At 66.2% G+C, this 24322-nt stretch carries 24 protein-coding genes; 13 read left to right on the top strand and 11 right to left on the bottom strand.

Features of this window, described 5'->3' with window-relative positions:
• Window positions 1-39: 39 nt before the first annotated feature.
• Window positions 40-702, bottom strand: a complete 663-nt coding sequence (locus ECTPHS_RS06605) for an O-methyltransferase (RefSeq protein ID WP_040405346.1) — start codon at window positions 700-702, stop codon at window positions 40-42.
• 147 nt (window positions 703-849) lie between these two features.
• Here ECTPHS_RS06605 and cpdA point away from each other — a divergent pair, with 147 nt between their 5' ends.
• Window positions 850-1701 (top strand): 3',5'-cyclic-AMP phosphodiesterase, encoded by an 852-nt coding sequence (gene cpdA, locus ECTPHS_RS06600; protein ID WP_008931930.1) that lies wholly within the window; start codon window positions 850-852, stop codon window positions 1699-1701.
• Window positions 1702-1715: 14 nt separating this feature from the next.
• On the opposite strand, the gene glgX is transcribed toward cpdA, so the two are convergent.
• Complete coding sequence (gene glgX, locus ECTPHS_RS06595; RefSeq protein ID WP_008931929.1) at window positions 1716-3875, bottom strand: glycogen debranching protein GlgX; 2160 nt, start codon at window positions 3873-3875, stop codon at window positions 1716-1718.
• Between the two features lie 161 nt (window positions 3876-4036).
• Between glgX and ECTPHS_RS06590 the strand changes: the two genes are divergently transcribed.
• From ECTPHS_RS06590 to ECTPHS_RS06580, 3 genes are read left to right on the top strand one after another with little or no spacing between them, the layout of a single operon-like run.
• Entirely contained in the window at window positions 4037-5155 is a 1119-nt protein-coding gene (locus ECTPHS_RS06590) for an aminoglycoside phosphotransferase family protein (RefSeq protein WP_008931927.1), read from the top strand.
• The gene (murU, locus tag ECTPHS_RS06585; RefSeq protein ID WP_008931926.1) at window positions 5155-5850 is read left to right on the top strand and encodes an N-acetylmuramate alpha-1-phosphate uridylyltransferase MurU; all 696 of its coding nucleotides are present in this window, start codon (window positions 5155-5157) and stop codon (window positions 5848-5850) included. Before ECTPHS_RS06590 ends, murU begins: the two co-directional genes overlap by 1 nt.
• A 55-nt stretch (window positions 5851-5905) precedes the next feature.
• The gene (locus tag ECTPHS_RS06580; RefSeq protein ID WP_008931925.1) at window positions 5906-6433 is read left to right on the top strand and encodes an SCP2 domain-containing protein; all 528 of its coding nucleotides are present in this window, start codon (window positions 5906-5908) and stop codon (window positions 6431-6433) included.
• A 57-nt stretch (window positions 6434-6490) separates the two neighbouring features.
• Here ECTPHS_RS06580 and ECTPHS_RS06575 read toward each other — a convergent pair whose 3' ends face one another.
• Both ECTPHS_RS06575 and rpmE read right to left on the bottom strand, forming a co-directional pair.
• Window positions 6491-7282: a thermonuclease family protein gene (locus ECTPHS_RS06575; RefSeq protein ID WP_008931924.1), complete on the bottom strand. Its 792-nt coding sequence runs from the start codon at window positions 7280-7282 to the stop codon at window positions 6491-6493.
• A gap of 24 nt (window positions 7283-7306) precedes the next feature.
• Window positions 7307-7510: a 50S ribosomal protein L31 gene (gene rpmE, locus ECTPHS_RS06570; RefSeq protein WP_008931923.1), complete on the bottom strand. Its 204-nt coding sequence runs from the start codon at window positions 7508-7510 to the stop codon at window positions 7307-7309.
• 132 nt (window positions 7511-7642) lie between these two features.
• Between rpmE and rimO the strand changes: the two genes are divergently transcribed.
• Window positions 7643-8998 (top strand): 30S ribosomal protein S12 methylthiotransferase RimO, encoded by a 1356-nt coding sequence (gene rimO / locus ECTPHS_RS06565; protein ID WP_008931922.1) that lies wholly within the window; start codon window positions 7643-7645, stop codon window positions 8996-8998.
• Window positions 8999-9117: 119 nt separating this feature from the next.
• Here the strand turns inward: rimO and ECTPHS_RS06560 are convergent, their stop codons facing one another.
• Window positions 9118-10098: a malate dehydrogenase gene (locus ECTPHS_RS06560; protein ID WP_008931921.1), complete on the bottom strand. Its 981-nt coding sequence runs from the start codon at window positions 10096-10098 to the stop codon at window positions 9118-9120.
• 76 nt (window positions 10099-10174) lie between these two features.
• A complete protein-coding gene (locus ECTPHS_RS06555; protein WP_008931920.1) occupies window positions 10175-10429 on the bottom strand; it encodes a DUF6489 family protein in 255 nt (84 codons plus the stop codon).
• Window positions 10430-10539: 110 nt separating this feature from the next.
• On the opposite strand from ECTPHS_RS06555, the gene ECTPHS_RS06550 reads away from it, so the two are divergent.
• From ECTPHS_RS06550 to ECTPHS_RS06530, 5 genes are all read left to right on the top strand, one after another.
• Window positions 10540-11418, top strand: a complete 879-nt coding sequence (locus ECTPHS_RS06550) for a 5'-3' exonuclease H3TH domain-containing protein (protein ID WP_008931919.1) — start codon at window positions 10540-10542, stop codon at window positions 11416-11418.
• A gap of 29 nt (window positions 11419-11447) precedes the next feature.
• The gene (locus ECTPHS_RS06545; protein ID WP_008931918.1) at window positions 11448-12116 is read left to right on the top strand and encodes a DUF1007 family protein; all 669 of its coding nucleotides are present in this window, start codon (window positions 11448-11450) and stop codon (window positions 12114-12116) included.
• Window positions 12104-13189 (top strand): nickel/cobalt transporter, encoded by a 1086-nt coding sequence (locus ECTPHS_RS06540; protein ID WP_008931917.1) that lies wholly within the window; start codon window positions 12104-12106, stop codon window positions 13187-13189. Before ECTPHS_RS06545 ends, ECTPHS_RS06540 begins: the two co-directional genes overlap by 13 nt.
• Before the next feature lie 61 nt (window positions 13190-13250).
• On the top strand, window positions 13251-13775 hold the full coding sequence (locus tag ECTPHS_RS06535) for a pseudouridine synthase (protein ID WP_246828330.1): 525 nt from the start codon (window positions 13251-13253) through the stop codon (window positions 13773-13775).
• Window positions 13776-14025: 250 nt separating this feature from the next.
• Window positions 14026-16080: a transglycosylase SLT domain-containing protein gene (locus tag ECTPHS_RS06530; RefSeq protein WP_008931915.1), complete on the top strand. Its 2055-nt coding sequence runs from the start codon at window positions 14026-14028 to the stop codon at window positions 16078-16080.
• An 18-nt stretch (window positions 16081-16098) separates the two neighbouring features.
• Here the strand turns inward: ECTPHS_RS06530 and ECTPHS_RS06525 are convergent, their stop codons facing one another.
• Genes ECTPHS_RS06525 through ECTPHS_RS06510 form a run of 4 tightly spaced genes read right to left on the bottom strand, consistent with a single transcriptional unit; the run spans window position 16099 to window position 20292 of the window.
• Window positions 16099-16980: a fructosamine kinase family protein gene (locus ECTPHS_RS06525; protein ID WP_008931914.1), complete on the bottom strand. Its 882-nt coding sequence runs from the start codon at window positions 16978-16980 to the stop codon at window positions 16099-16101.
• Window positions 16977-17561, bottom strand: a complete 585-nt coding sequence (gene rsmD / locus ECTPHS_RS06520) for a 16S rRNA (guanine(966)-N(2))-methyltransferase RsmD (protein ID WP_008931913.1) — start codon at window positions 17559-17561, stop codon at window positions 16977-16979. Before rsmD ends, ECTPHS_RS06525 begins: the two co-directional genes overlap by 4 nt.
• Window positions 17561-18895: a pitrilysin family protein gene (locus ECTPHS_RS06515; RefSeq protein ID WP_040405342.1), complete on the bottom strand. Its 1335-nt coding sequence runs from the start codon at window positions 18893-18895 to the stop codon at window positions 17561-17563. Before ECTPHS_RS06515 ends, rsmD begins: the two co-directional genes overlap by 1 nt.
• A gap of 32 nt (window positions 18896-18927) precedes the next feature.
• Window positions 18928-20292: a pitrilysin family protein gene (locus tag ECTPHS_RS06510; RefSeq protein ID WP_008931911.1), complete on the bottom strand. Its 1365-nt coding sequence runs from the start codon at window positions 20290-20292 to the stop codon at window positions 18928-18930.
• Window positions 20293-20732: 440 nt separating this feature from the next.
• Between ECTPHS_RS06510 and ftsY the strand changes: the two genes are divergently transcribed.
• From ftsY to ftsX, 3 genes are read left to right on the top strand one after another with little or no spacing between them, the layout of a single operon-like run.
• Window positions 20733-21788, top strand: coding sequence for a signal recognition particle-docking protein FtsY (ftsY, locus tag ECTPHS_RS06505; protein ID WP_371200082.1), 1056 nt, complete (start codon window positions 20733-20735; stop codon window positions 21786-21788).
• Window positions 21789-21800: 12 nt separating this feature from the next.
• The gene (gene ftsE, locus ECTPHS_RS06500) at window positions 21801-22469 is read left to right on the top strand and encodes a cell division ATP-binding protein FtsE (protein WP_008931909.1); all 669 of its coding nucleotides are present in this window, start codon (window positions 21801-21803) and stop codon (window positions 22467-22469) included.
• Entirely contained in the window at window positions 22466-23425 is a 960-nt protein-coding gene (gene ftsX / locus ECTPHS_RS06495) for a permease-like cell division protein FtsX (protein ID WP_008931908.1), read from the top strand. Before ftsE ends, ftsX begins: the two co-directional genes overlap by 4 nt.
• Window positions 23426-23449: 24 nt before the next feature.
• On the opposite strand, the gene rpoH is transcribed toward ftsX, so the two are convergent.
• A complete protein-coding gene (rpoH, locus tag ECTPHS_RS06490) occupies window positions 23450-24307 on the bottom strand; it encodes an RNA polymerase sigma factor RpoH (RefSeq protein WP_008931907.1) in 858 nt (285 codons plus the stop codon).
• Between the last annotated feature and the right edge of the window lie 15 nt (window positions 24308-24322).

The following is a 24322-nucleotide window of genomic DNA, read 5'->3' as shown; positions in this document are numbered from 1 at the left end:
ATCAAGTATATCCCCCATTTCCCGACGGGGGAAAAGACTTCAGCGTTTCCTGACCAGCGTGAGCCCGTCCCCGATGGGCACCAGGCTCAGGGTCACGGCCGGGTCCTCATGGACCAGCGCGTTGAAGGCCCTGATCGCCTCGGTTTCCGGGGCATGATCATCCGGGTCCGCCACCCGGCCGGACCACAGGGTATTGTCCAGACAGATCAGCCCGCCCCGGCGCACCAGCCGCAGACAGCGCCGATAGTAGTGAACGTAATTGGCCTTGTCCGCATCGATGAAGGCCAGATCGAAGGTGCCGCACGCCCCGTCCGCCAGCAGGCCGTCCAGGGTATCCATGGCCGGCGCCAGGCGCAGCTCGATGCGATCCCCCAGTCCCGCCTCGTTCCAGTAACGGCGGGCGATCCCGGTCCAGGCCGCATTGACGTCGCAACAGAGCATGCGACCATCCTCCGGCATCGCCCCCGCCATCCACAGGGCGCTGTAACCGGTAAAACTACCGATCTCCAGAATCCGCCGGGCCCCCATCAGCTCCACCAGCAGGGCAAGGAACTGCCCCTGTTCCGGCGCGATCTGAAAGTTGTGTTCGGGCAGATGGGCCGTTTCCTCCCGCAGACGCTGATACAACGAGGGTTCACGCAGGGAAACCGAGCGGAGATAGGCCTGCAGGCGATGATCCAGCTCCGTGGTGAGATTGGACATGCTCATTCTTCTCCAAAAAGCCAAGTTCCATGCAGCCTGTCAAGGCAGCGTCAAACTGTTCCGTTATACTCGGAAACCAACCTGCCGTATATGCATCAAATTGCTTGAGTATTGATGGAACCCGTTTGGGTCAAGGAGAAGTCGCTTATGAGCCTGAATGGACCCTTTGCCAGACCGCAGCGCGTGATTCAGATCACCGACCTGCATCTGTGCGAACACCCCGGAGACGTCATGAACTCCGGCGTCAACACGGATCATAGTCTGCGGCAGGTACTGAAACAGATCCGGCGCATGGAAAAGGCACCGGACCTCATGCTGGCCACGGGAGACCTGGTGCATGACCCGGTTGCCGCCGCCTATCGCCGGCTGCGCGCCCTGCTCAACCCCCTGCCCTGGCCCATCCAGTGCCTGGCCGGCAACCATGATGACCCCCAGCTCATGGAAGACGTGCTGTGCAAGGACAATCTCAGCTGCCGCAAGGCAGTGTCCCGGGGCGAATGGCTGTTCGTCAGCCTTTGCAGCGTGGTGGAGGGCGCGCCCCATGGTCTGCTGGATGAAGGCGAACTGGCCTTCCTGGACGAAGTTCTGACCCGACACCCCGCCCGTAATGCCCTGATCTCGCTCCATCATCCGGTGGTGTTCGTGGGCAGCCCGTGGATGGATGCCATCAACCTGCGCAACACCGAGGCCTTCTTTCAGGTCCTTGACCGCCACCTGCAGGTGCGCGGCGTGCTGTTCGGGCATGTGCACCAGCAGGTGGATCAAGTCCGCAACGGGATCCGCCTCATGGGCACCCCCTCCACCTGCGTGCAGTTCGCTCCCCGCACCCGCAATGTCCAGCTCGACATCCTGCCGCCGGCCTACCGGCGCCTGCAGTTGCACGCGGACGGACGCATCGACACGGAAGTGGTCTACGCCTTCACCGAGGACGACGCCGACAGCGAGGCCCGCCCGACACCCCCCCGGGAACAGTCACCGGACCGGATCAGCATGGCCTGATCCGGCGGCGCGCTTCAGTCGCTGCCGTTCTGCCGTCTTACCGGCCGACTGGCATTGAGCATCAGCACCACCGAACGCGCCTGCAGGGGATAGACCTCGTGGCTGTGGAACATCCGGTGATCCGGCCGCGGCCCACGGGGATAGACCGTATCCAGCATCACTTCCCAGCGGGTACGGGCGGGTTCCGGCGGCAGCCGGAACGAGATCGGCTCATGCCCGGCGTTGAACAGCAGGATCATGTCCGTATCCCGCACCCGGCGCCCGCGTTCGTCATACTCCTCGAACAGATCACCGGCGATGAACATGCCCAGGCTGCGGGCAAAGCCCTGCTGCCAATCCTCTTCCTTCATCTCCTCGCCGTCGGGGCGCAGCCAGGCCAGATCCTTCACCCCGGCCCCCATGATGGGGCGCCCCTGGAAGAAATGTCGCCGACGCAGGGCGGGATGATCCTTGCGCAGCCTGATCAGATACTGCACAAACGGGATCAGGTCCCGGGCATGCTCGTCCAGTTCCCAGTCCACCCAGGACAGGGGCGCATCCTGGCAGTAGGCGTTGTTGTTGCCACGCTGGGTACGCCCGCGCTCATCCCCCGCCAGCAGCATGGGGATGCCCTGGGACAGGAACAGGGTGGCCAGCATGTTGCGCTTCTGCCGCGCCCGCAGATCCAGCACATCCTTGTCATCCGTGGGCCCTTCCGCGCCGCAATTCCAGGACAAATTGTGATTTTCACCGTCCCGGTTGTCTTCCCCATTGGCCTCGTTGTGCTTGTGGTTGTAACTCACCAGGTCTTCCAGGGTGAAGCCGTCATGGCAAGTGACGAAATTGACACTGGCATAGGGGCGACGACCGTTGGACTCGTAAAGATCCGATGAACCCGTGAGGCGGTAGGCCATGTCCCCGATCAGTCCGTGCTCACCCTTCCAGAACGCCCGCACACTATCCCGGTAGCGGCCGTTCCATTCGGTCCAGCCCACCGGAAAGTTGCCCACCTGATAGCCGCCCTCGCCCAGATCCCAGGGCTCCGCGATCAGCTTCACCTGGGACAGGACAGGATCCTGGTGGATGATGTCGAAGAAGGCCCCCAACCGGTCCACCTCGTGCAGTTCGCGGGCCAGCGCGGAGGCCAGATCGAAGCGGAAGCCGTCCACATGCATCTCCTGCACCCAGTAGCGTAGAGAATCCATGATGAGCTGCAGCACCCGGGGATGGCGCATGTTGAGGGTATTGCCGCACCCGGTGTAATCCATGTAATAGCGGCGATCTTCCGGCACCAGGCGGTAATAGGCGCTGTTGTCGATGCCGCGGAAGGACAGGGTCGGCCCCAGATGACTGCCCTCGGCGGTGTGGTTGTAGACCACGTCCAGGATCACCTCGATACCCGCCGTATGGAGGGTCTTCACCATGGTCTTGAATTCATTCACATGACCGGAGGCGCAGTAACGCATGTCCGGGGCAAAGAACCCCATGGAGTTGTAACCCCAGTAGTTGCGAAGGCCCTTTTCCACCAGATGCCGATCATCCAGAAAGGCATGTACCGGCATGATCTCCACCGCCGTCACCCCCAGACGCTGCAGATAGGAAATCACCGGTGCCGTGGCCAGGCCGGCATAGGTCCCCCGCAGGGCGGTGTGGACATGGGGGTGCAACGCGGTGAAGCCCTTCACATGCAGTTCATAGATCACCGTCTCGTGCCAGGGGGTACGGGGCGGCTTGTCGTCACCCCAGGTAAAGGCGGTATCGATGACCTGGCACTTGGGCATGCCGGTGGCCGAGTCGCGGCGATCCATGAGCAGATCCTCCCGGCTCGAACCGATGCGGTAACCGAACAGGGCATCGCTCCAGCGCACCTGACCGTGAAACGCCTTGGCATAGGGGTCCAGCAACAGCTTGCTGGGATTGAAGCGATGTCCCGCCTCCGGCTCATAGGGACCATGGACCCGATACCCGTAGAGCAGCCCGGGGCGGGCTTCGGGGAGGTAGCAATGAAAGACCAGATCCGTCTGCCAGCGCATCTCGATGCGCTCCAGCTCCCGCCGACCGTTGGGGTCGAACAGACACAGCTCCACCTTTTCGGCGTGTTCCGAAAACAGGGCGAAATTCACCCCTTCACCGTCCCAGGTGGCCCCGAGCGGATAAGGACTCCCGGGCCAGATCGCCCAGTTGGAATGGGGCATGCAGCATACCTTCCGCACCCAGCCGGGTGCGCGCTTGAAACGTACGGATATTGCCCTGCAGTATAGGGTCCGGCGGAAACCCTCCGCAATCGCGAACCCCGACTTGGCGAAGCCGACAGGCATGCAATAATGGACGGCTCTTCCGGAACCCGTGCCGCGAAATGATGAAAACCAGCGCCGCTCCCAATACCCGACGCGCCGACCTGCACGCCTGGCTGCGGGGGATGATCGGGGAAGACACGCCCATGCCCCGGCTGCTGTCCGCCGACGCCAGCTTCCGCCGCTATTACCGGAGCTGGGAGTACAACCGGAGCTGGGTGATCATGGACGCCCCACCGGATCGGGAGTCCGCCGGCGACTTCGCGCGCATCGCCGGGATCCTGCTTGAACTGGGACTGAGCGCCCCGCGCATCCATGGCCTGGATACCGGACAGGGCTTTCTGCTGCTGGAGGATTTCGGCGATCACACCTTCAGCCGTGCCCTGGCCGACGGTGCCGACGAACACGGACTCTACCGGCTGGCCACCGATACCCTGATCGCCCTGCACCGCGGCTGGAGCCATCACCATGCCCACCAGATCGAGACCTACAGCGAATCCGTGCTGCTCAACGAGGCCCTGCTGCTGGTGGACTGGTACTGGCCGGAAGCCATGGGCGACCGCTGCCCCGATCCGGTCCGCCGCGATTTCATCACCGCCTGGCAGGGCATCCTGCCCCAGACCGGTGCCCTGCCCCATACCCTGGTGCTGCGGGACTACCATGTGGACAACCTGATGGTCCTTCCCGGTCGCCAGGGGGTCGCCGCCTGCGGTCTGCTGGACTTCCAGGATGCCCTCATCGGCTCGCCCGCCTATGACCTGGTGTCGCTGCTGCGGGATGCCCGGCGGGACGTGGACCCCGGCGTGGCCGAAGCCATGATGGCGCGCTACCGGGACGCCTTCCCCGGCCTGGATGCCACGGCCCTGGACGACAGCTTCTGGATTCTGGGCGCCCAGCGCACCACCAAGATCATCGGCATCTTCACCCGGCTGTGGCGGCGCGATGCCAAACCCGCCTATCTGCGTCACCTGCCGCGACTGTGGCGCCTGCTGGAACAGGAACTGGCCCATCCGGCCCTGGCACCGGTACGGGCCTGGTATGACACCCACCTGCCCCACGCCCATCGCCTGGCCCTGTCCCGCAACGGCATGCACCAGCCCTGGGAACCCTCGCGCATGAGGGGGCCGGCATCACTCCTGCTGCCTCAACCGCCGGATCCGTCGACGGGGGAGCCGCGCTGATGCGCGCCATGATCCTCGCCGCGGGGCGCGGCGAACGCATGCGCCCCCTCACCGACCACACGCCCAAGCCTCTGCTGGCAGTCGGCGGCCGCCCCCTGATCGAACACCATCTGCTGCGACTCGAGGCGGCCGGCTACCGGGATATCGTCATCAACCTGGCTCACCTGGGAGAACAGATCCGCACCCGTCTGGGGGACGGCAGCGGCTGGGGCCTGCGGATCCGTTATTCCCTGGAGCAGACGGCCCTGGAAACCGGTGGCGGGATATTCCAGGCCCTGCCCCTGCTGGGTGAGGATCCCTTCCTGGTCATCAACGGCGACGTCTGGAGCGATCACCCGCTCACCCCGCCCGTCCTGGCCGCTGATGATCTGGCCCACCTGATCCTGGTGGACAACCCGCCGCATCACCCCGAAGGGGACTTCCCGCTTCGCAACGGGCGCATCCCGGCCACGGGTGAACCCCGCTTCACCTTTGCCGGCATCGGCTGGTATCGGCCGGCGCTGTTTGCGGACTGTCGGCCGGGACGCTTCCCGCTGGCTCCCCTGCTGCGCGCGGCGATGGTCCATGGGCGGGTCGGCGGCGAGCGTCATGCCGGACTCTGGTATGACGTGGGGACGGTGGAACGACTGCGGGCGCTGGATGACAGGCTCGGCCACCCACCGCAAGACTGGCCGCCCCCCCTCGATACGGGCTAGAATTTCGGGCCACCAAGGACACACCCGTCATACCGCGACAGTCACAGGTATTGCCATGCATCTTCCCAAGCCTCCCATTCTGCTGCCCCTGGGCGCCGGCCTTCGCCTGCTGCCGGACGCCGTTCATACCCGGGTCTTCTCCGCCCTCATGAACCACATGCTCAAGGGCCAGCCCGCCGCCGACGAACTGGGTCCCCTGGAAGGCAAGCGCATCTGCCTGGCGGTGACCGACCATTCCGGCAGCATCTGTTTCCGGGTCAAGGACGGCGGCGTCACCCACTGGGACTGCAAGAACCCCACTGACTGGGACGTGCGCATCCGTGGCCGTCTGGAAGACTTCTGGCGCCTGGCCACCCGCAGCGAGGACCCGGACACCCTGTTCTTCAGTCGTCGACTGGATCTGGAGGGGGAAACCGAGGCGGGGCTGTACCTGAAGAATCTGCTGGATACCGCCGAGCCGGACTGGGAGAGCCACATCCACGCGGTGCTGGGGCAGCGGGCCGGCACCAAGGCGGTGAAGATGCTCAACCATCTGGGCCTGGGCCGTTACCTGCCCGGCGGCCTGCACCCCACCAGCCACTGACGGAAAGCCGCCCGGCCGTCAAAACCGTGGGAGCGGGCCCTCCGCTCCCACGAAAAGTCAGTCCAGGATCTGCAGATCGGCGGGATGACGGATCCGGATGCGCGGCTGGCCCCGATGACTGTAGACCAGCCCCCGCCCCATCACCTCGCGTCCCCGCAACGTCGCCGGATCCAGGCCCGGGAAATGAACCATGTCCTCGTGATCGATCCGGAAGGCCACATTCCCTTCCAGATTGATCCAGTGGGAGCGGTCGCTCTCCCCCACACGGACCACACGGCCCTCCACCCGCCGGAACCCCTCGGTGTCCGGCGGCAGTTCCTCCGCCCTGAACACCCGCAGATGGTCCTGCGCCCAGATCTTCAGCCCCGCCTCACGGGCCTGGGCCTCCGCATCCCGGTAACATTGCAGATTCCAGTCATTGGGAGGGATGGTCAGCGCCACCGCCAGGCCGCGGGCCAGCAGTTCGGCATGGATGGGCCTGCCGTCCGGCGTGAACAGATGGGCCAGACGCCGCTGATAATGATCACGGCGCTCCCGGTCATGCACCAGCAATACCCGGTAGTCGTGGGACTCCAGGATCTCGACCAGGGCATCCCTGGCCTCGTGACCGAAGGGTTCGGCGCTGTTCTCCCGCCAAAAGATCTCCGGGGTGTCCAGACCGATCATGCGCACCCGGGTGCCGTCGGAAAGACGCACGGTATCCCCGTCATGGACATGGTTGACCCGCGCCTGTTCCACCCGCCCCACCGGGCCGCCGCAGGACTCCGGCAGGGTCACGGCCTGGACTGCGCCGGCCGCAAACGCAACAAGGGCGCCGACCAGCAGCGCCCTTGCCTTCAAACCTGTCATTCGAGCCATGAATCCGGCCCGATCTTACATTCCGTAGCGACGACGGAACTTGTCCACCTGGCCGGCCGTATCGACGATCTTCTGCTTGCCGGTATAGAACGGATGGCAGGCGGAGCAGACTTCCACCTGCAGGCTGTCACCGGCCTGGGTGGAACGGGTGGTGAACGTGTTACCGCAGCTGCAGCTCACGGTGACATCGTGATAATCGGGATGGATATCCGCCTTCATGAAAGCACCCTCGAAAGCTCTGTATAGCGCCAAGAAAAGAGCAGCAATATACTGGATGCTCCCATCAGATACAAGGCGCGCGTGGATGGGCGGCCCCTTTAACCGCCCCGCCGCCCCTTTTGCGAGTCATCCGTGAACCAGCTTTCCACTGCCATCCCTCCCCGCGTCGGTTTCATCAGCCTGGGCTGCCCCAAGGCCCTGTCCGACTCCGAACGCATCCTCACCCAGCTCCGTGCCGAAGGCTACGGCGTCTCCCCCAGCTATGCCGATGCCGATCTGGTGGTGGTCAACACCTGCGGCTTCATCGACGCCGCCGTCACCGAATCCCTGGATGCCATCGGCGAGGCCCTGGCGGAAAACGGTCGGGTCATCGTCACCGGCTGCCTGGGCGCGGACGCCGACCGGATCCGCGAGCGCTTTCCCCAGGTCCTGGCCGTCTCCGGCCCCCATGCCTACGAACAGGTCATGGCGGCGGTACACGCCCATCTGCCCGCCCCCCACGATCCCTTCGAGAGCCTGGTGCCGCCCCAGGGCGTGCGTCTCACGCCCCGGCACTTTGCCTATCTGAAGATTTCCGAGGGCTGCAATCACCACTGCAGCTTCTGCATCATCCCTCGCTTTCGCGGCGATCTGGTCAGCCGCCCCGTGGGCGAGGTGATGCAGGAAGCCGAGCATCTGGTGGCCGCCGGCGTCAAGGAGCTACTGGTCATCTCCCAGGACTCCGGCGCCTACGGGGTGGACGTGAAATACCGCACCGGGTTCTGGGGCGGCAAGCCCCTGCGCACCCACATCCAGAGCCTGGCCGAGGCCCTGGGCAGCCTGGGGGTCTGGGTGCGGATGCACTATGTCTACCCCTACCCTCACGTGGATGACCTGATCCCGCTGATGGCGGATGGACGCATCCTGCCCTACCTGGACATCCCCCTGCAGCACGGCAGTCCCCGCATTCTCAAGGCCATGCGCCGACCGGCGGCCGCGGAACGGGTACTGGAGCGAATCCGGCAATGGCGGGAGGTCTGCCCGGACATCACCCTGCGCAGCACCTTCATCGTCGGTTTTCCCGGTGAGACGGACGACGACTTCGAAACCCTGCTGGACTTTATCCGCGAGGCCCGGCTGGACCGGGTGGGCTGCTTCACCTATTCACCGGTGGACGGCGCCCCCGCCAACGACCTGCCCGGCGCGGTACCCGAGGCGGTCAAGGAGGCGCGCATGGCCCGATTCATGGAAGTCCAGGCCGGGATCAGCGAGGCCCGGCTGGCGGAGAAGGTGGGGCGGCGGATGCGGGTACTGGTGGACGATCTGGACGAGGACGGCACCGCCATCGCCCGCTCCAGCGCGGACGCCCCGGAGATCGACGGTCTTGTCTTCGTGGAAGATGGGGAAGCATTGCGCCCCGGAGATTGGGCCGACGTGGAGATCATCGACGCCTCGGAACATGACCTGTTTGCCCGGCGAACAGAGGGGGCCATCGGCCCGACAAATTAGAGATTCGTCATTCCCTTGCACATCGTCATTCCCGCGAACGCGGGAATCCAGTCACGGACATTGAAAACATCCCGAACGCCCCCCTCCTCCCCCAAGGAGACAAGGGGGGCGACACACCGTCAGGGCAGCAGATGCGCCACGCTGTCGCGCTCTTCCCGCAGTTCCTGCTCGGTCACGGTCATGCGCTCGCGGCTGAATGCATCGATCTCCAGCTCCTGCACGATGGTGTAATCACCATTCTTGCAGGTGACGGGGAAGGAGTAGATCAGACCTTCCTCGATGCCGTAACTGCCGTCGGAAGGCACGGCCATGCTCACCCAGTCGCCATCCGGCGTACCCAGAGCCCAGTCACGGATGTGATCAATGGCGGAACTGGCGGCGGAAGCGGCGGAAGAAGCACCACGGGCCTTGATGATCGCGGCACCGCGCTGCTGCACGGTGGGAATGAAGTCGGTTTCATACCAGTCACGGGGCACCAGACCGGCAGCGGCGTCACCCTTCACGGAGGCCTGGCTGATGTCCGGATACTGGGTGGCGGAATGGTTGCCCCAGATGATCATCTGACGGATGTCCGTGGTGGCGGCACCGGTCTTGCCGGCCAGCTGGGCCAGGGCACGGTTGTGATCCAGACGGGTCATGGCGGTGAAGTTGCGTGGATCCAGATCCGGCGCATTGCGCTGGGCGATCAGGGCATTGGTATTGGCGGGATTGCCCACCACCAGCACCTTCACCTGACGGCTGGCCACCGCGTTCAGGGCCTTACCCTGCACGGAGAAAATGGCCGCATTGGCTTCCAGCAGGTCCTTACGCTCCATGCCCGGACCACGGGGACGGGCACCCACCAGCAGGGCGTAATCCGCATCGGCAAAGGCCTCTTCCGGCTTGTCGGAGATCACGGTACCGGCCAGCAGCGGGAAGGCACAGTCTTCCAGTTCCATCACCACGCCGCGCAGGGCGTCCATGGCCGGGGTGATTTCCAGCAGCTGCAGAATGACGGGCTGATCCTTGCCGAGCATGTCGCCGGAGGCGATGCGGAACAAGAGGCTGTAGGAGATCTGACCAGCCGCGCCGGTGACGGCAACGCGCACGGGGTTCTTCATGAAACTACCTCCAGAGTACTCGATGGGATGAACAAGGGCGGGATTCTAGCAGAAAGCACCCCCATGCAACGGTAGGTCATTTCTTCTTGTCGGCATCACCGCCGCTCTGGGTGAACGCCTGCCAGAACATTTTCTGCATGGCGTCCATGTTGGCGATGCCGCTTTGCAGCATGGGCTGCATCAGGGCCAGGGACTCGTAACCCTGCTGCCCCTCGCGGATGCGCCGGGACAGGTCGTCCATCATCTCCTTCTGCAGCGGCGCCACATCGGGCAGTCCGAGAAAGGCACGCAGTTCCTCCGGGGTGGCATCCAGCTCCACGGTCACCTTCATGACAACTCCTTCGCCGGACAGACGGCGGTTTTGGGATCAGAACTGCAAGTTAACAGATATCGCGCCCACGGGAAGCCTTCTCCCCGTGCCCGCCCTGATACAATCGAGCCGTGAACACGCCCACCTACCTTGTCGACACCAGCATCTTCATCTTCCGCGCCTGGTTCGCCCTGCCCGACACCCTCACCTGCCCCCGGGGTCAGCCGGTGAACGCGGTGGTGGGCTTCATGAATTTCGTCCGCACCCTGATGCGGGAAGAACGTCCCGAGCGGATTGCCTTCGCCTTCGACGAAAGTCTGGGCCGGCACTACCGCCAGTCCATCTACCCCCCCTACAAGGCCCACCGGCCGCCGGCGCCGGAGGCCCTGAAACGCCAGTTCCGACTCTGCCGTGAACTGCTGGATGCCTGCGGCCTGACCACCCTGTCCAGCCGGGAGTTCGAGGCGGACGACCTCATCGGTACCCTGGCCGACCGCGAACGCCGGGCCGGACGCACGGTGATCCTGGCCACCGGCGACAAGGATCTGACCCAACTGGTGCATGACGGCGACCTGTGGTGGGAACCGCGCCAAAACCGGCGCCTGGACCCCGGCGGCATCCGCAAGCTGCTCGGCGTCCGTCCGGACCAGGTGGCGGACCAGCTGGCCCTGGCCGGCGACAAGGTGGACAACATCCCCGGCATCCCCGGCGTGGGCATGAGTACCGCGGCCCGCCTGCTCCGGCGCACCGACACCCTGGACGCCCTGCTGGCGGACATCCCGGCCGTGGGCCACATGCCCATCCGCGGCGCCAGGCGGCTGATGGCGCTGATCGAAACCCACCAGGACACGGTGCGCCTGGCCCGGCGGCTGACGGGCATCCATTGCGGGATACCGCTACCCGACGGACTGGACCTGCGCCCCGGCCCCGGCGACGAGGACCGATGGCGCTCCCTGCACGGGGAACTCGGCCTGGCGGGAACCCCGACCGCCCGGCCGCTGTCCCTATAACCCGACGCATTTCAGGCACGTTTGCAACCATGTCATACCCAGGCCTCACACGACCCCTGCACTGCCTCTGCTGCCTGCTGCTCCTGGCCGGGCTGGCCTTGCCCGCCGGCCCGGCCGGTGCCCATCCCCATGCCTGGATCGACCTGGAGGTCACCGCCGTGTTCGATGGGTCCGGGCACGTCACCCGGCTGCACCAGACCTGGCTGATGGACCCCTTCTACAGCGTCTTCCTGCTGGACGAGATGGCCCACAACGCCGCCGGCGACACCCGGGAAGAAAAACTGGCCGACATCGCCCGGCAGGTGATCGAGAACCTCACCGACTACCATTTCTTCACTGAAATCCATCACGGTGAACAGGTCATCCGCGACGTGCGCGCCGAGAACCCGACCTTGAAGGAGATCAACGGGCGCCTGGCACTGAGCTTCAGCCTGCATTTTCGCCAGCCCGTGGACCCGGTCCGGGCTCCCTTGCGCTATGCCGTCTTCGATCCCACCTATTTCATTGAAATCCTGCACGCCGAAAACACCGTGCCCCATCTGGAGGGTGGCTCGGAGCGCTGCGAGATCCGCATCCGTCAACCCCGACCCGACCCGGTCATGGTGGCCAGGGCCATGGCCCTGGATTACGACCAGACCGGCGACCCGGATCTGGGCAAGCACTTTGCCGAACGGGCTGAAATCCGATGCACCGACTGATCATCCTCTGTCTGGCGGCCCTGCTGCTGCCCCTGCACGTCCATGCCTCGGCGCTGACCGGCGGCGGCCCGCCGCCCAGCACGCCCGCTCAGCCGTTGATGCTGTTCGAGGACGAAGCCCCGTCTCAAGCCGGCTTGCGGGATCGCATGGTGGCCTGGGTCATCACCCAGCAGCGTCAGCTGCACCGCCGGCTGGCCGACGGCATGGGGCAGGTACGGGAAAACCCCGGCCCCGCCAGTGCGGGGGCGCTGATCCTGGTGAGTTTTCTCTACGGCATCTTCCATGCCGCCGGCCCCGGCCACGGCAAGGCCGTGATCACCACTTACCTGCTCACCCACCGCCAGCACTTGCGGCGCGCCCTGAGCCTGTCCTTTGCCTCGGCCATGCTGCAGGGCATCACCGCCATCGCGCTGGTATCCGGCGTCCTGCTCATCGCCGGCATGGCCGCCCGTGAAGCCATGGGCCGGGCCTACCTGCTGGAACAGATCAGCTTTGCCCTGGTGGCCTTGCTGGGGGCCTGGCTCAGTTTTCGGGCGTTACGGGGTTATCTGCGCCTGTATCGGGCACAGGCGCCGGCGCCAATCCGGCTGCAACCCCTCACCACCGCCCCCCTGGCCGGTCATGGCCTGCGGCCCACCCTGCCCCAGGACGTGACCCACCCCCACGGACCCGGCTGCGGGTGTGGTCACGCCCACCACGTCACCCCCCGGCAGGCCGCCGAGGCGGGCAGCCTGTCCGCCATGATCGCCACCATCGTGGCGGTGGGCATCCGGCCCTGCACCGGCGCCATCCTGGTGCTGGTGGCCGCCCATCTGCTGGGTTTGTGGCTGGCGGGCATCTTCGCCGTCCTGGCCATGTCCCTGGGCACGGCCATCACCGTGTCCGTCCTGGCCATCCTGGCCGTCAAGGCCCGCCATCTGGCAGTCCGACTGGCGGGCGGCGGCGAATACCGGGCCATGGCCTGGGCGGGCCAGACCATCACCCTCATGGGCGGACTGCTGATCCTGGGCCTGGGCCTGATGCTGCTCGCCGGCAGCCTGGGCAGCGCGGGGAGCCATCCCCTTGGCCTCTAGAACCGGACCACCTCCCCGGCGACCCGTCGTCCGGCCATCACGCAACCCCGCAACCCGCGTCATTCTGCTGAACAAGCCCTACGACGTCCTCACCCAGTTCACCGACGGTCAGGGGCGTCGCACCCTGGCCGACTTCGTTCCCGTCCCCGGCGTCTACGCCGCCGGCCGACTGGACCGGGACAGCGAGGGTCTGGTGGTGCTGACCAACAATGGTCGCCTGCAGGCCCGCATCACCGATCCGGCCCATCACATGGGCAAGACCTACTGGGTGCAGGTGGAAGGGGTGCCGGACCCAAAGGCCCTCCACACCCTGGCAACGGGGGTGCTGCTCAAGGACGGCCCGACCCGACCGGCCGAGGTACGGATCATGGATGAACCGGCGGGACTCTGGCCGCGGGACCCGCCCATCCGTGAGCGCCGCCACATCCCCGTCACCTGGCTGGAACTGACCCTCCATGAAGGCCGCAACCGGCAGGTCAGGCGCATGACCGCCGCGGTGGGCCACCCCACCCTGCGTCTGATCCGCCACCGGATCGGCACCTGGACCCTGGACGGACTGGCGCCGGGACAGTGGCGGGATGTCTGAAGATCCGGCAAGGGCAGCCCCCCCTTGCACGACCCGGGATTGCCACTTTAAAGTCGCATCTTAAGAAGGGTTCGGAACACACCAAGAAGATTCAAAGCACGTCATTCCCGCGAAAGTGGGAATCCGGCAACACACCGAACACTCTGGACTCCCGCTTTCGCGGGGGTGACGGAAGGGGACTTACTCGATGTTCCTCCAAGGTCGCCATCTCCCCAAGCCTACGCCGGTCCACCCGGAAGGGGTTACATCCATGTCATCGCGTCGTCTGACGGGCTACCTGCTCCCGCTGCTGATCCTCCTCTCCGGCCCGGCCACGGCCCTCACCACCGGCACCGACGCCCAGCGCGAACGTTTCGTGCAAACGGAACGTGCCCTGCAGCAGGGCAATCGCGCCGCCTTCCAGCAAGGCGTGCGGGAACTGCAGGACTACGCCCTGCTGCCCTACCTGATCCATGCCGACCTCAACGCCCGCTTCCCCCAGATCCAGCCGGAGGAGATGGACCGGTTCCTGGAACGCTGGGGCGACAGTCCCCTGGGCCAGCGCCTGCGCACCCGCTGGCTCGGCCATCTGGCCGGGCAGGGGCGCTGGGAAGACTACCTGCGTTATTACCAGGACGGCCTCGGCGCCACCTACGCCTGCCAGTACCACAACGCCCTGCTCAGGACCGGTCGCCGTGACCAGGCCCTGAACGGCGTGGAAACCCTCTGGCTGGTGGGGCGCTCCCAGGTCGGCGAGTGTGACCCGGTGTTCAATGCCTGGCGCGAGGCGGGCCGCCTGACACCCCAGCTCGCCTGGGAGCGCTTCCGGCTGGCGATGGAGGCCGGTCAGCCCGGCCTGGCCCGCTACCTGCGCCGCTACATGCCCGAGAGCGACCGGGTCTGGGCCGACCGCTGGCTCAGTCTTTACGAAGACCCTGCCGGCCTGGCCCGCATCCAGTGGCGGGCCGATGCCCACCCGGGCGCTCGCGATGCCATCGTCCAGAGTTTCAACCGGCTGGCCCGACGCGCCCCCCGCGAGGCCCTGACCCTGTGGGAGTCCGACCGGCGGGACTGGGGCATGGCCCGGGAAGATGCCTACGAGACCCAGCGCTTCATCGCCCTGCGCCTGACCCTGCGGGAAAGGCAGGATGCCCTGCCCTATCTGGCCACCCTGCCCGACGCGGTGTTCGATGACCTGCTGCGGCAATGGCAGCTCCGGGCCGCCCTGGCCAAGGGCGACTGGGAGACCGTCGCCAAGGCCGTCACCCGCATGAGCGGCGAGGCCCGGCAGGAGGCCGCCTGGCGTTACTGGCACGCCCGCGCCCTGGAACAGATGGGAGACCACCGGGGTGCCCGGGCCCTCTACGACGGCGTCAGCGAGGAACGCAACTTCTACGGTTTCCTGGCCGCCGACCGCCTGGAACGTCCCTACCGCATCGGTCACCGTCCGCTGGACGTCACTCCCGACCGCATGGCGCGGGTCAGCGAGGACCCGGGGCTGGCCCGCTCCCTCGAAATGCTCGCCCTGGGCCGTCTCATCGACGCCCGGCGGGAATGGATACATCTGCAGAATCGCCTGCAACAACGGGACCGGGGCGACCTGGAGGCACTGGCCCTGATCGCCGGACAGATCGGCTGGCATGATCGGGCCATCTTCGCCGCCGCCCGCGCCCAGCGTTTCGACGACATCGACCTGCGCTTCCCCCTCGCCCATGCCCCCCTGATCATGGAAAGGGCCACGGCACAAGGCATCAATCCGGCCTGGGCCATGGCGGTGGCCCGCCAGGAAAGCGCCTTCATGCAGGACGCCCGTTCCCACGCCGGCGCCATGGGTCTGATGCAGATCATGCCGGATACCGGCCGTGCCATGGCCCCCCATGTGGGCGCCACGGTCAGCAATCCCATGCAGTTGCTGGACCCGGACCTGAACGTAAGCATCGGCACCTATTACCTGCGCCGCAACCTGGACAACTTCGGCGGCCATCCCATGCTCTCCACGGCGGCCTACAACGCCGGGGCCGGTCGCGTGCGCTCATGGCTGCCCCGGGACGAGGCAATCCCCGCCGATGTCTGGGCCGAACTGATCCCGTTCTCCGAGACCCGGGATTACGTCAAGCGGGTGCTGGCCTACAAGATCCTGTACGAGGTGCGCATGGGCATGAGTCCCACCTCCCTGAGCAGCATCCTGCCCCCGGTGACGCCTGCCGCCCGCCTGAGCCAGTCCCAGGTGCAGCACCAGGCCCGCTGGAGCGGCGCCAACGGCGGCCGTCCGGCGGTGAATGCCTACTGCGATGCCCCGGGCTATACGGACACGCCCTGCCTTTGACACGGCCCAGCGCTTCCCTCACCTCACCTCCGCCAGCAACCGCCGGGCTACCCGCTCCGACTGCCCGGCATACCCCCCGCCGAACAGATTGAAGTGGTTGAGCAGGTGATACAGGTTGTACAGATCCCGCCGCACCCGGTAACCCGGGTCCAGGGGCCAGACAGACTCGTAGGCGGCATAGAACTCGGGGCCGCAACCGCCGAACAACTCGGTCATGGCCACGTCGGCCTCCCGGTCACCGTAGTACACCGCCGGATCGAAGATCACCGGCCGACCCTCCCGGTCGGTGTCGTGGTTGCCGCTCCACAGATCCCCGTGCAGCACTGAAGCCACGGGACGGTAGCCCGGAAACAAGGCCGGCAATCCCTCCATCAACTGCTCTACGGCGTCAATCAGACCCGCCCCGCCCCCGGCCTTTGCAGCCCGACGGATCTGGAAGCCCAGCCGATGCTCCCGATAGAACACCACCCAGTCGTCACACCAGGGGTTGATCTGGGGGGTACTGCCGATGGTGTTGTCCCGGTACCAGCCGAAACGGGGGGCCACATGCCGGTGCAGCGCCGCCAACTGTTCCCCGAACAGGGCCGGGCGCGACGGTCCCCCCAGGGGCACATGCTCCATCACCAGAAAGCTGCGCCCCTCGACCACCCCGTGGCACAGGGGCTCGGGCACCCGGATCGCCCCCGGCGTCCGCAGGGCCAGCAGGCCTTCCGCCTCGGCGGCGAACATGTGTGCCAGGTCGGGGCGATTGAGCTTGACGAAGAAGCCACGACCGTCCTGCCCCTGCAGCACGGCGGTTTCATTGATGCATCCCCCGGCTGCGCTGCGCCGGTCCCGGAGCACAAAGGGGCTGCCGGAGGCCCGGGAGATCTCGCGGCAAAGGGCGGACAACAGGGTCAAGGGGCCACCAGCCTGCCGAACACATCTCCGGCACGGGTCTCCCGCAACACCGTCCACCCCGCCGGCAGTTCCGTCTCCGGCTCCGACAGGGCCTGTTCCAGATACAGGCGCGCCCCGGGCCGCAGCAGACCGGGACGGCTCAGATGCGCCAGACAATCGGGCAACAGCCCCTTGCCATAGGGCGGGTCCAGAAACACCAGGTCAAAGGATTCGTCACAGGCGGCCAGATAGGCCAGCCCATCCCGCGCCATGACCTGGACCCGGTCCGTCTCCAGGACTTCCACCTGGACTCCGAGATGGGCGGCCACCCGGGCATCCCGCTCCACCATCACCACCCGCGATGCCCCCCGGGAGGCGGCCTCGAACCCCAGCGCCCCGCTGCCGGCAAACAGGTCCAGACAGCGGGCGCCCTGGATCACCGGCTGCAGCCAGTTGAACAGGGTTTCCCGTACCCGGTCCGGGGTGGGACGCAGGCCGGGGCCATCGGGCACCGACAGCCGCCGACTGCGCCACTCGCCGCCGATGATGCGCAATCGCCCCGGCGCGCCGCGCCGGGGCGGCTTCGATACACGGGCCCGCATCAACCCTCCCCGCCGACGATGACCGTCACCAGACGGTCCGGATCCACGCGACGCCCGAAGGCCTCGTTCACCGTGGCCGGATCCAGGGCCTCCACCTGGTCGGTGAAGGTGTCCAGATAGTCCAGCGGCAGGCCGTAAAAGCCCATCATCGCCACGTGATCCAGGATCCCCGAGTTGCTGGCGGTGCGCAGGGGGAAACCGCCGACGATATTGGACTGGGCAGCCTTGAGTTCGTCCTCGTCCAGCCCCGAGGCCACAAAGTCCTCCAGGGTCCGGCGCATCACCGCCACCGCCTCGTCCGCCTGGGCGGCCTGGGTCTGCACCCCCATCAGAAAGGGTCCCGCCGCCGCCATGGGCGAGAAATAGCTGTAGACGCTATAGGCCAGCCCCCGCTGGGTGCGGACTTCCTCCATCAGCCGGGAGGTGAAACCGCCGCCACCCAGGCGATGATTGCCCACATACAGGGGGAAATGATCCGCATCCCCCCGGGCCATCCCGGGATGCCCCATGAAGACATGGACCTGCTCGGAGGGGAAGTTTACCCGGATGGTTTGCCCTGCCTCGGGCATGGCCACCTCGGGCAGGGCCGGGGCCGCCTCCCCCGCCGGCAGGGCGGCGGCGATGCGCTCGGCCAGGGCCTCGGCCTGGGAACGGTCCAGCCCGCCCACCAGGGCCAGGATGCCGTTACGAGCCACATAGTAGGTCTGATGGAAGGACTTCAGCTGTGCCGGGGTGATGCCGGCCAGCCCATCCTCGGTACCCAGGGGGGAATGGGCGTAGGGATGCCCGGCATAGACCGTCTCGAAGAAGGTGCGACCGGCAATGGCCCCCGGGTTCTGCTGCTGGGCCTGGAGGGCAACCAGAGTCTGGCGCCGGGTCCGGTCCAGTCCCCGCTGGGAAAACGCGGGCTGACCCACCACGGTCACGAAGGTCTCCACCGCCGTCTCCAGCCAGTCGGGCTGGGTCAGGCTACGCAGGTTGAGGATGGCCATGTCCCGCTCCGAAGTGGCGCCGAACTGGGCGCCCACCCCTTCAAAACGTTCGGCAATGGTGTCGGCATCCCAGTCACCGGCACCGTCCCGCAACAGGGTGTTGGTCAGACGGGCCAGGCCGGGATGATCACCATCCCGGGCGCTGCCGGCATTGAACACCAGTCGGGCATCTACCATGGGCAGGGCCGGAGAGGGCACGAAGTAGACCTTGAGGCCGTTTTCCGTCTCCCAATGCTGGACTGCGGAGGCGGCGGAGGCCGTCATGGGCGCGAGCAGCACCAGCATGAGCAGGCCTGTCCATCCGGATCGTTTCAGGGCTGACGGGAAGAAAAATGTCGTCATGGCATATTCCTTGAAAATGGCGAATCAGACGATCAGCGCAGATGGCCGTCGAAATATCCCGGCGGGTTTTCCGGATCAATGGGCAGCGGGTCCAGCCAGGCCACCGTGCGCCGATCCACATCGAAATAGCGCCGGGCCACCGCCTGCACCTGCTCCGGCGTCACCGCCCGGATGCGTTCGGCAAACTCGTCCCCCAGCTGCCACGGCAACCCCACGCTCTCCAGCATTCCCAGCCCCATGGCCTGCCCCTGGATGGAATCCCGGCGATAGACCTCCCTGGCCACCACCTGGGCCTTCACCCGTTCCAGTTCGGCGGTGCTGACCAGTTCATCCTTCAGGCGTTCCAGAGCCTCGGTGAGGGCGGCTTCCACCGCGTCCCGCTCCACGCCGGCGGATGGCGTGGCACTGAGCATGAACAGGGTGTCCAGCCGGGACAGGGGGCTGTAACTGGCCCCGGCAGAAGCCACCAGTTCCCGCTCGCGCACCAGTTCCCGGGCAAAACGGGCACTCTGTCCACCATCCAGCACCCCGGCGGCCACCTGCAGGGCATAGGGCACCCAGTCTTCCTCGGCGGTCATGATCACCGGCACCTTGTAACCCATCAAAAGATAGGGAACCCGCGCCGGCGCCCGCACCTTGATCCGTCGTTCGCCCAGCTGCGGGGTCTCGGTACGGGATTTCACCGCCGGCAGATCCCGCGCCGGGATGGGGCCGAAATGGGTCCTGGCCAGGTCGTGTACGGCGTCCGGCTCCACGTCGCCCACCACCACCAGGATGGCGTTGTTGGGGGCATACCAGCGGTCATACCAGTCCCGCAGATCGGCCACCGTGTATTCGTCGATGTCCACCATCCAGCCGATGACCGGAATCCCGTAGGGGCTGTTCAGCCAGGCGACGGCATTGAAGTGCTCGAAGGTCAGGGCGTTGGGGTTGTCCTCGGTGCGCAGGCGCCGCTCCTCCCGCACCACCCGCATCTCCTGGATGAACTCATCCTCCGGCAGGGCCAGATGCTGCATCCGGTCGGCCTCCAGCTTCAGGGCCGTCGCCAGATGTTCGGCGGCCAGTTGCTGGAAATAGGCCGTGTAGTCCCGGCTGGTGAAGGCATTCTCCCGCCCGCCCAGGGCGGCGATGATGCGGGAGAACTCCCCGGCGGGATGGGTGTCGGTACCCTTGAACATCATGTGTTCCAGGGCGTGGGAGATCCCGGTGATACCCCCGTGCTCATGACTGGAACCCACCCGGTACCAGACCATGGACGACACCACCGGTGCCCGCTGATCCGGCAACACCAGCACCTTCATGCCGTTATCCAGCATGAATTCATGGACAGGGCTTCCCTGATCGGCCTGGAGCCAGAGCGGCACCAGCAGGAGCAGCAGCAAACCTATGCGCGGCATCTTATGTTTCATTTCGGCAGACGTCCCTCAGTGGTAGGATGTGCATTCTTGAACACCGTAGACCTCATCAGCGCATGTTCGGTTTCCGCAAGAAGAAAAAGCCCGTAGACCAGCCCAAGCAGGCTGCCGAGCCCGTGGAGTCCCTGGAAATCATCGAGGGGCTTGAGATCATCACGCCCCTCGAGGGTATCAGGTCTCCCCGGGACCGAGGCAAGGCCGCGCCGGCGCCGCCGCCGCCGCCCGTGAGCCCCGCTGCCGCCAAACCGGAACCGGCATCCAGCCCGGCCGCGAAAGCACCCGCCGCCGAAGCGCCCACACCGGTGATCGAGCCGACCGCCCCCCGGCAGGAAACCGCCAAACCGACGGCGCCGGCCCCGGCAGCGCCCCCGGCGGCCTTGAAAACCCCGCCCGAGATCAAGCCCGAACCCAGACCCCCGGTGATGCCGACCGGTCTGCCGAAAACGCCCGACCCGGCCCCCCCCGGCCTGGAGGCCGACAAGCAGGCGGAGGCTGAAAAGGCCGGGAAGACCGAGAAGATCGAAACGGCCGATACGGGCGAGGAAACCTCGAAATCGGGCCTGTTCTCCCGCCTGCGCAAGGGGCTGTCCAAGACCTCCTCCACCCTCACCGAGGGCATGGCGGGCCTGGTCCTGGGCAAGAAGACCATCGACGACGAACTGCTCGAAGAGCTGGAGACCCGATTGCTCATGGCCGACGTGGGTATCGAGGCCACCGAAACCATCCTGGAAGGCCTCACCCGACGCGTCGCCCGCAAGGAACTCAAGGATGCCGAGGCCCTGGTCAAGGCCCTGGAAGGGGCCATGGTGGACGTGCTCAAGCCGGTGCAGAAGCCCCTGGCGATCGATGCCGGGAAAAAACCCTACGTGATCCTGGTGCTGGGCATCAACGGTGCCGGCAAGACCACCACCATCGGCAAGCTCACCCACCATCTGCGCCGGCAGGGCAAGTCGGTCATGCTGGCGGCCGGCGACACCTTCCGGGCCGCCGCGGTGGAGCAGCTGCAGACCTGGGGCGAGCGCAATCAGGCCCCGGTGATCGCCCAGGGCCAGGGCGCGGATTCGGCGTCGGTGATCTTCGATGCCTGGCAGGCCGCCAAGGCCCGAGGCATGGATGTGCTCATCGCCGATACCGCCGGTCGTCTGCACACCCAATCCAACCTGATGGATGAATTGAAGAAGGTGAAGCGGGTGATCCAGCGCCAGGCCCCCGACGCCCCCCACGAGGTGCTGCTGGTGGTGGACGCGGGTACCGGCCAGAATGCCCTCAACCAGGCTCGGGAATTCCATCAGGCCATGGATCTCACCGGTATCGCCGTCACCAAGCTGGACGGCACCGCCAAGGGCGGCATCCTGTTCGCCATCGCCGAACGGGTGGGTGTGCCGGTGCGTTTCATCGGCGTGGGAGAAAAGATCGAGGATCTGCGGGAGTTCAACGCCGAAGACTTTGCCAGGGCCTTGCTGTCGGATCGGGACTAGGTCTGCGCTTCCATGATCCTGCTGCGCAACGTCACCAAGCGCTACCCCAACGGCCATGAAGCCCTGTCCCGGATCAACCTGAGCCTGGACCGGGGCGCCATGGCCTTCCTCACCGGCCACTCCGGGGCCGGCAAGAGCACCCTGCTCAAACTCATCTCGCTGATCGAGCGCCCCAGCCGGGGCCAGATCGTCGTCAACGGCCAGAACCTGGAATCCCTCTCCGCCCGTCAGGTGCCCTACTTCCGGCGCCAGATCGGCATCATCTTCCAGGATCACCACCTGCTCCACGACCGCAGCGTCTTCGACAACGTGGCCCTGCCCCTGGTGATCCAGGGCTACCAGCAACAGGAAATCGCCCGCCGCGTCCGCGCCGCCCTGGACAAGGTGGGGCTGCTGCACAAGGAAAATGCCGAACCCGTCACCCTGTCCACCGGCGAACAGCAGCGAGTGGGCATCGCCCGCGCGGTGGTCCACAAGCCCGCCATCCTGCTGGCGGACGAACCCACCGGCAACCTGGACCCTCACTTGTCCCGGGAGATCATGCAGCTGTTCTTGCGCTTCAATCAGGTGGGGACCACGGTCATGATCGCCAGCCACGACCTGAACCTGATCTCGTCCCTGGGCAAGCCCATGGTGCATCTCCATGAAGGGCGCCTGCACCGCCGGGAGGCCGAGGCATGAGACGTCGCCGCGCTCTGACCCTGCCGCCGGTCCATGCCCGGTTCCAGGCTTACGGCATCAATCACCTGCGGGCACTGGTGTTCAGTCTGGGCAAGCTCTACCGTGCCCCTTTCTCCAGCGCCCTGACCCTGCTGGTGATCGCCGTCGCCCTGACCCTGCCGACCCTGCTTCATGTGTTCCTGAACAACCTGCAACAGGCCACGCCCCAGTGGTCGCAGACGGCCCAGATTTCGGTGTTTCTCGAAGATTCGGTGGCGGATGCCCAGCTGCCGGCCCTGGCTACCCGTCTGGCCCAGCGGGCCGACGTGGCCGAGGCCCTGCCCGTTACCCGCGCCCAGGCCCTGGAGGAGTTCCGTGCCCACTCCGGTTTTGCCAAAGCCCTGGATACCCTGGGCGAAAATCCCCTGCCGCCGCTGATCCTGGTGACACCGGCCCTGGAGCACCGCTCCACGGCCGCCCTGGAAGGACTGGTCAATGCCCTGAACCACATGCCGGAGGTTTCCCGGGCGCTCCTGGACCTGCAATGGGTCCAGCGTCTGTTTTCCATCATGGAAGTGCTGCAACGGTCCATGGTGGTGCTATCCCTGCTGCTGGGATTGGGCGTGCTGCTGGTGGTGGGCAACACCATCCGGCTGGACGTGCAGAATCGACGGGAAGAGATCGAAGTGGCCAAGCTGGTGGGGGCCACGGATGCCTTCATCCGACGGCCGTTTCTCTATGGTGGGTTATGGCTGGGACTGGGTGGTGCCATGATGGCGGCGGTGATCGTGGCAATCACCATCCTGCTGCTGTCGGGTCCGGTGCAAACCCTGTCGCAGCTCTACGGTGGGGAATGGCGCCTCGACGGCCTGGGTTTTCGGGGCACCCTGACCCTGCTCGGCCTGGGCGCCCTGCTGGGACTGGCGGGGTCATGGATCACGGTGAACCAGCACCTGCGCCACATCGAACCCCGCTGAGGACGCCCTGAACCCAAGCGGGTGCTAGGCCACCATCGCCTGCCGCAGCTTGCGAATGGAATTGTTCTCCAGCTGCCGGATCCGCTCCGCCGAGACGCCGTACTCCGCCGCCAACTCATGGAGGGTCGCCTTCTCCTCCGCCAGCCAGCGACGCGCCAGGATGGCCCGGCTGCGCTCGTCCAGGGCCGCCAGGGCCGCCTGCAGACGCGTCTGGTGATAGCTGTCCCAGTCGGAACGCTCCATCAGCATGGCCGGGTCGCCCTCGTGATCCATCAGCACATCGGCCGGGGCGGCGGTATAGGTGCCTTCGTCATCCGGTTCCGGATCAAAGCATACGTCACGGCCGGCCAGGCGAGACTCCATCTCCATCACTTCCCGAGCGGAGACACCCAGATCGTTGGCCACGGCTTCCACCTCGTCCTGACTGAACCAGCCCAGGCGCTGCTTGGCGCCGCGCAGGTTGAAGAACAGCTTGCGCTGGGCCTTGGTGGTGGCCACCTTGACGATGCGCCAGTTGCGCAGCACGAATTCATGAATCTCGGCCCGGATCCAGTGCACGGCAAAGGAAATCAGGCGCACATTCATGTCAGGGTCAAAGCGCTTGACCGCCTTCATCAGGCCGATGTTGCCTTCCTGGATCAGATCCCCCAGGTTCAGGCCGTAACCGGAATAGCCGCGGGCGATATGCACCACGAAACGCAGGTTATGCATCACCAACTTGCGGGCGGCTTCAAGGTCCTGTTCGTCCCGCAGACGGCGGGCCAGCGCCTGCTCTTCCTCGGCCTCCAGCACCGGCAGCCGGTTGACGGCCGAGATGTAGCTGTCCAGATCCCCGACCGGGACAGCAAGGTGATTGGCAGCCGGAGTCAGTGCGGTTGTCATGGATTGCGGTCCTCC

The organism is Ectothiorhodospira sp. PHS-1, from assembly GCF_000225005.1.
GTDB lineage: Bacteria > Pseudomonadota > Gammaproteobacteria > Ectothiorhodospirales > Ectothiorhodospiraceae > Ectothiorhodospira.
Note: the sequence above shows the minus strand (reverse complement) of the source record. Positions and strands in the feature narration are given on the sequence as shown.

Coding starts and splice junctions, on each gene's coding strand:
- ECTPHS_RS06510 (WP_008931911.1), bottom strand. CDS start 20,292: ATGCCGCGCATAGGTTTGCTGCTGCTCCTGCTGGTGCCGCTCTGGCTC.
- ftsE (WP_008931909.1), top strand. CDS start 21,801: ATGATCCTGCTGCGCAACGTCACCAAGCGCTACCCCAACGGCCATGAA.
- glgX (WP_008931929.1), bottom strand. CDS start 3,875: ATGCCCCATTCCAACTGGGCGATCTGGCCCGGGAGTCCTTATCCGCTC.
- ECTPHS_RS06540 (WP_008931917.1), top strand. CDS start 12,104: ATGCACCGACTGATCATCCTCTGTCTGGCGGCCCTGCTGCTGCCCCTG.
- rpoH (WP_008931907.1), bottom strand. CDS start 24,307: ATGACAACCGCACTGACTCCGGCTGCCAATCACCTTGCTGTCCCGGTC.
- cpdA (WP_008931930.1), top strand. CDS start 850: ATGAGCCTGAATGGACCCTTTGCCAGACCGCAGCGCGTGATTCAGATC.
- ftsX (WP_008931908.1), top strand. CDS start 22,466: ATGAGACGTCGCCGCGCTCTGACCCTGCCGCCGGTCCATGCCCGGTTC.
- ftsY (WP_371200082.1), top strand. CDS start 20,733: ATGCCGACCGGTCTGCCGAAAACGCCCGACCCGGCCCCCCCCGGCCTG.
- ECTPHS_RS06530 (WP_008931915.1), top strand. CDS start 14,026: ATGTCATCGCGTCGTCTGACGGGCTACCTGCTCCCGCTGCTGATCCTC.
- ECTPHS_RS06590 (WP_008931927.1), top strand. CDS start 4,037: ATGATGAAAACCAGCGCCGCTCCCAATACCCGACGCGCCGACCTGCAC.
- ECTPHS_RS06605 (WP_040405346.1), bottom strand. CDS start 702: ATGTCCAATCTCACCACGGAGCTGGATCATCGCCTGCAGGCCTATCTC.
- murU (WP_008931926.1), top strand. CDS start 5,155: ATGCGCGCCATGATCCTCGCCGCGGGGCGCGGCGAACGCATGCGCCCC.
- ECTPHS_RS06575 (WP_008931924.1), bottom strand. CDS start 7,282: ATGACAGGTTTGAAGGCAAGGGCGCTGCTGGTCGGCGCCCTTGTTGCG.
- rsmD (WP_008931913.1), bottom strand. CDS start 17,561: ATGCGGGCCCGTGTATCGAAGCCGCCCCGGCGCGGCGCGCCGGGGCGA.
- ECTPHS_RS06515 (WP_040405342.1), bottom strand. CDS start 18,895: ATGACGACATTTTTCTTCCCGTCAGCCCTGAAACGATCCGGATGGACA.
- ECTPHS_RS06580 (WP_008931925.1), top strand. CDS start 5,906: ATGCATCTTCCCAAGCCTCCCATTCTGCTGCCCCTGGGCGCCGGCCTT.
- rpmE (WP_008931923.1), bottom strand. CDS start 7,510: ATGAAGGCGGATATCCATCCCGATTATCACGATGTCACCGTGAGCTGC.
- ECTPHS_RS06555 (WP_008931920.1), bottom strand. CDS start 10,429: ATGAAGGTGACCGTGGAGCTGGATGCCACCCCGGAGGAACTGCGTGCC.
- ECTPHS_RS06545 (WP_008931918.1), top strand. CDS start 11,448: ATGTCATACCCAGGCCTCACACGACCCCTGCACTGCCTCTGCTGCCTG.
- ECTPHS_RS06560 (WP_008931921.1), bottom strand. CDS start 10,098: ATGAAGAACCCCGTGCGCGTTGCCGTCACCGGCGCGGCTGGTCAGATC.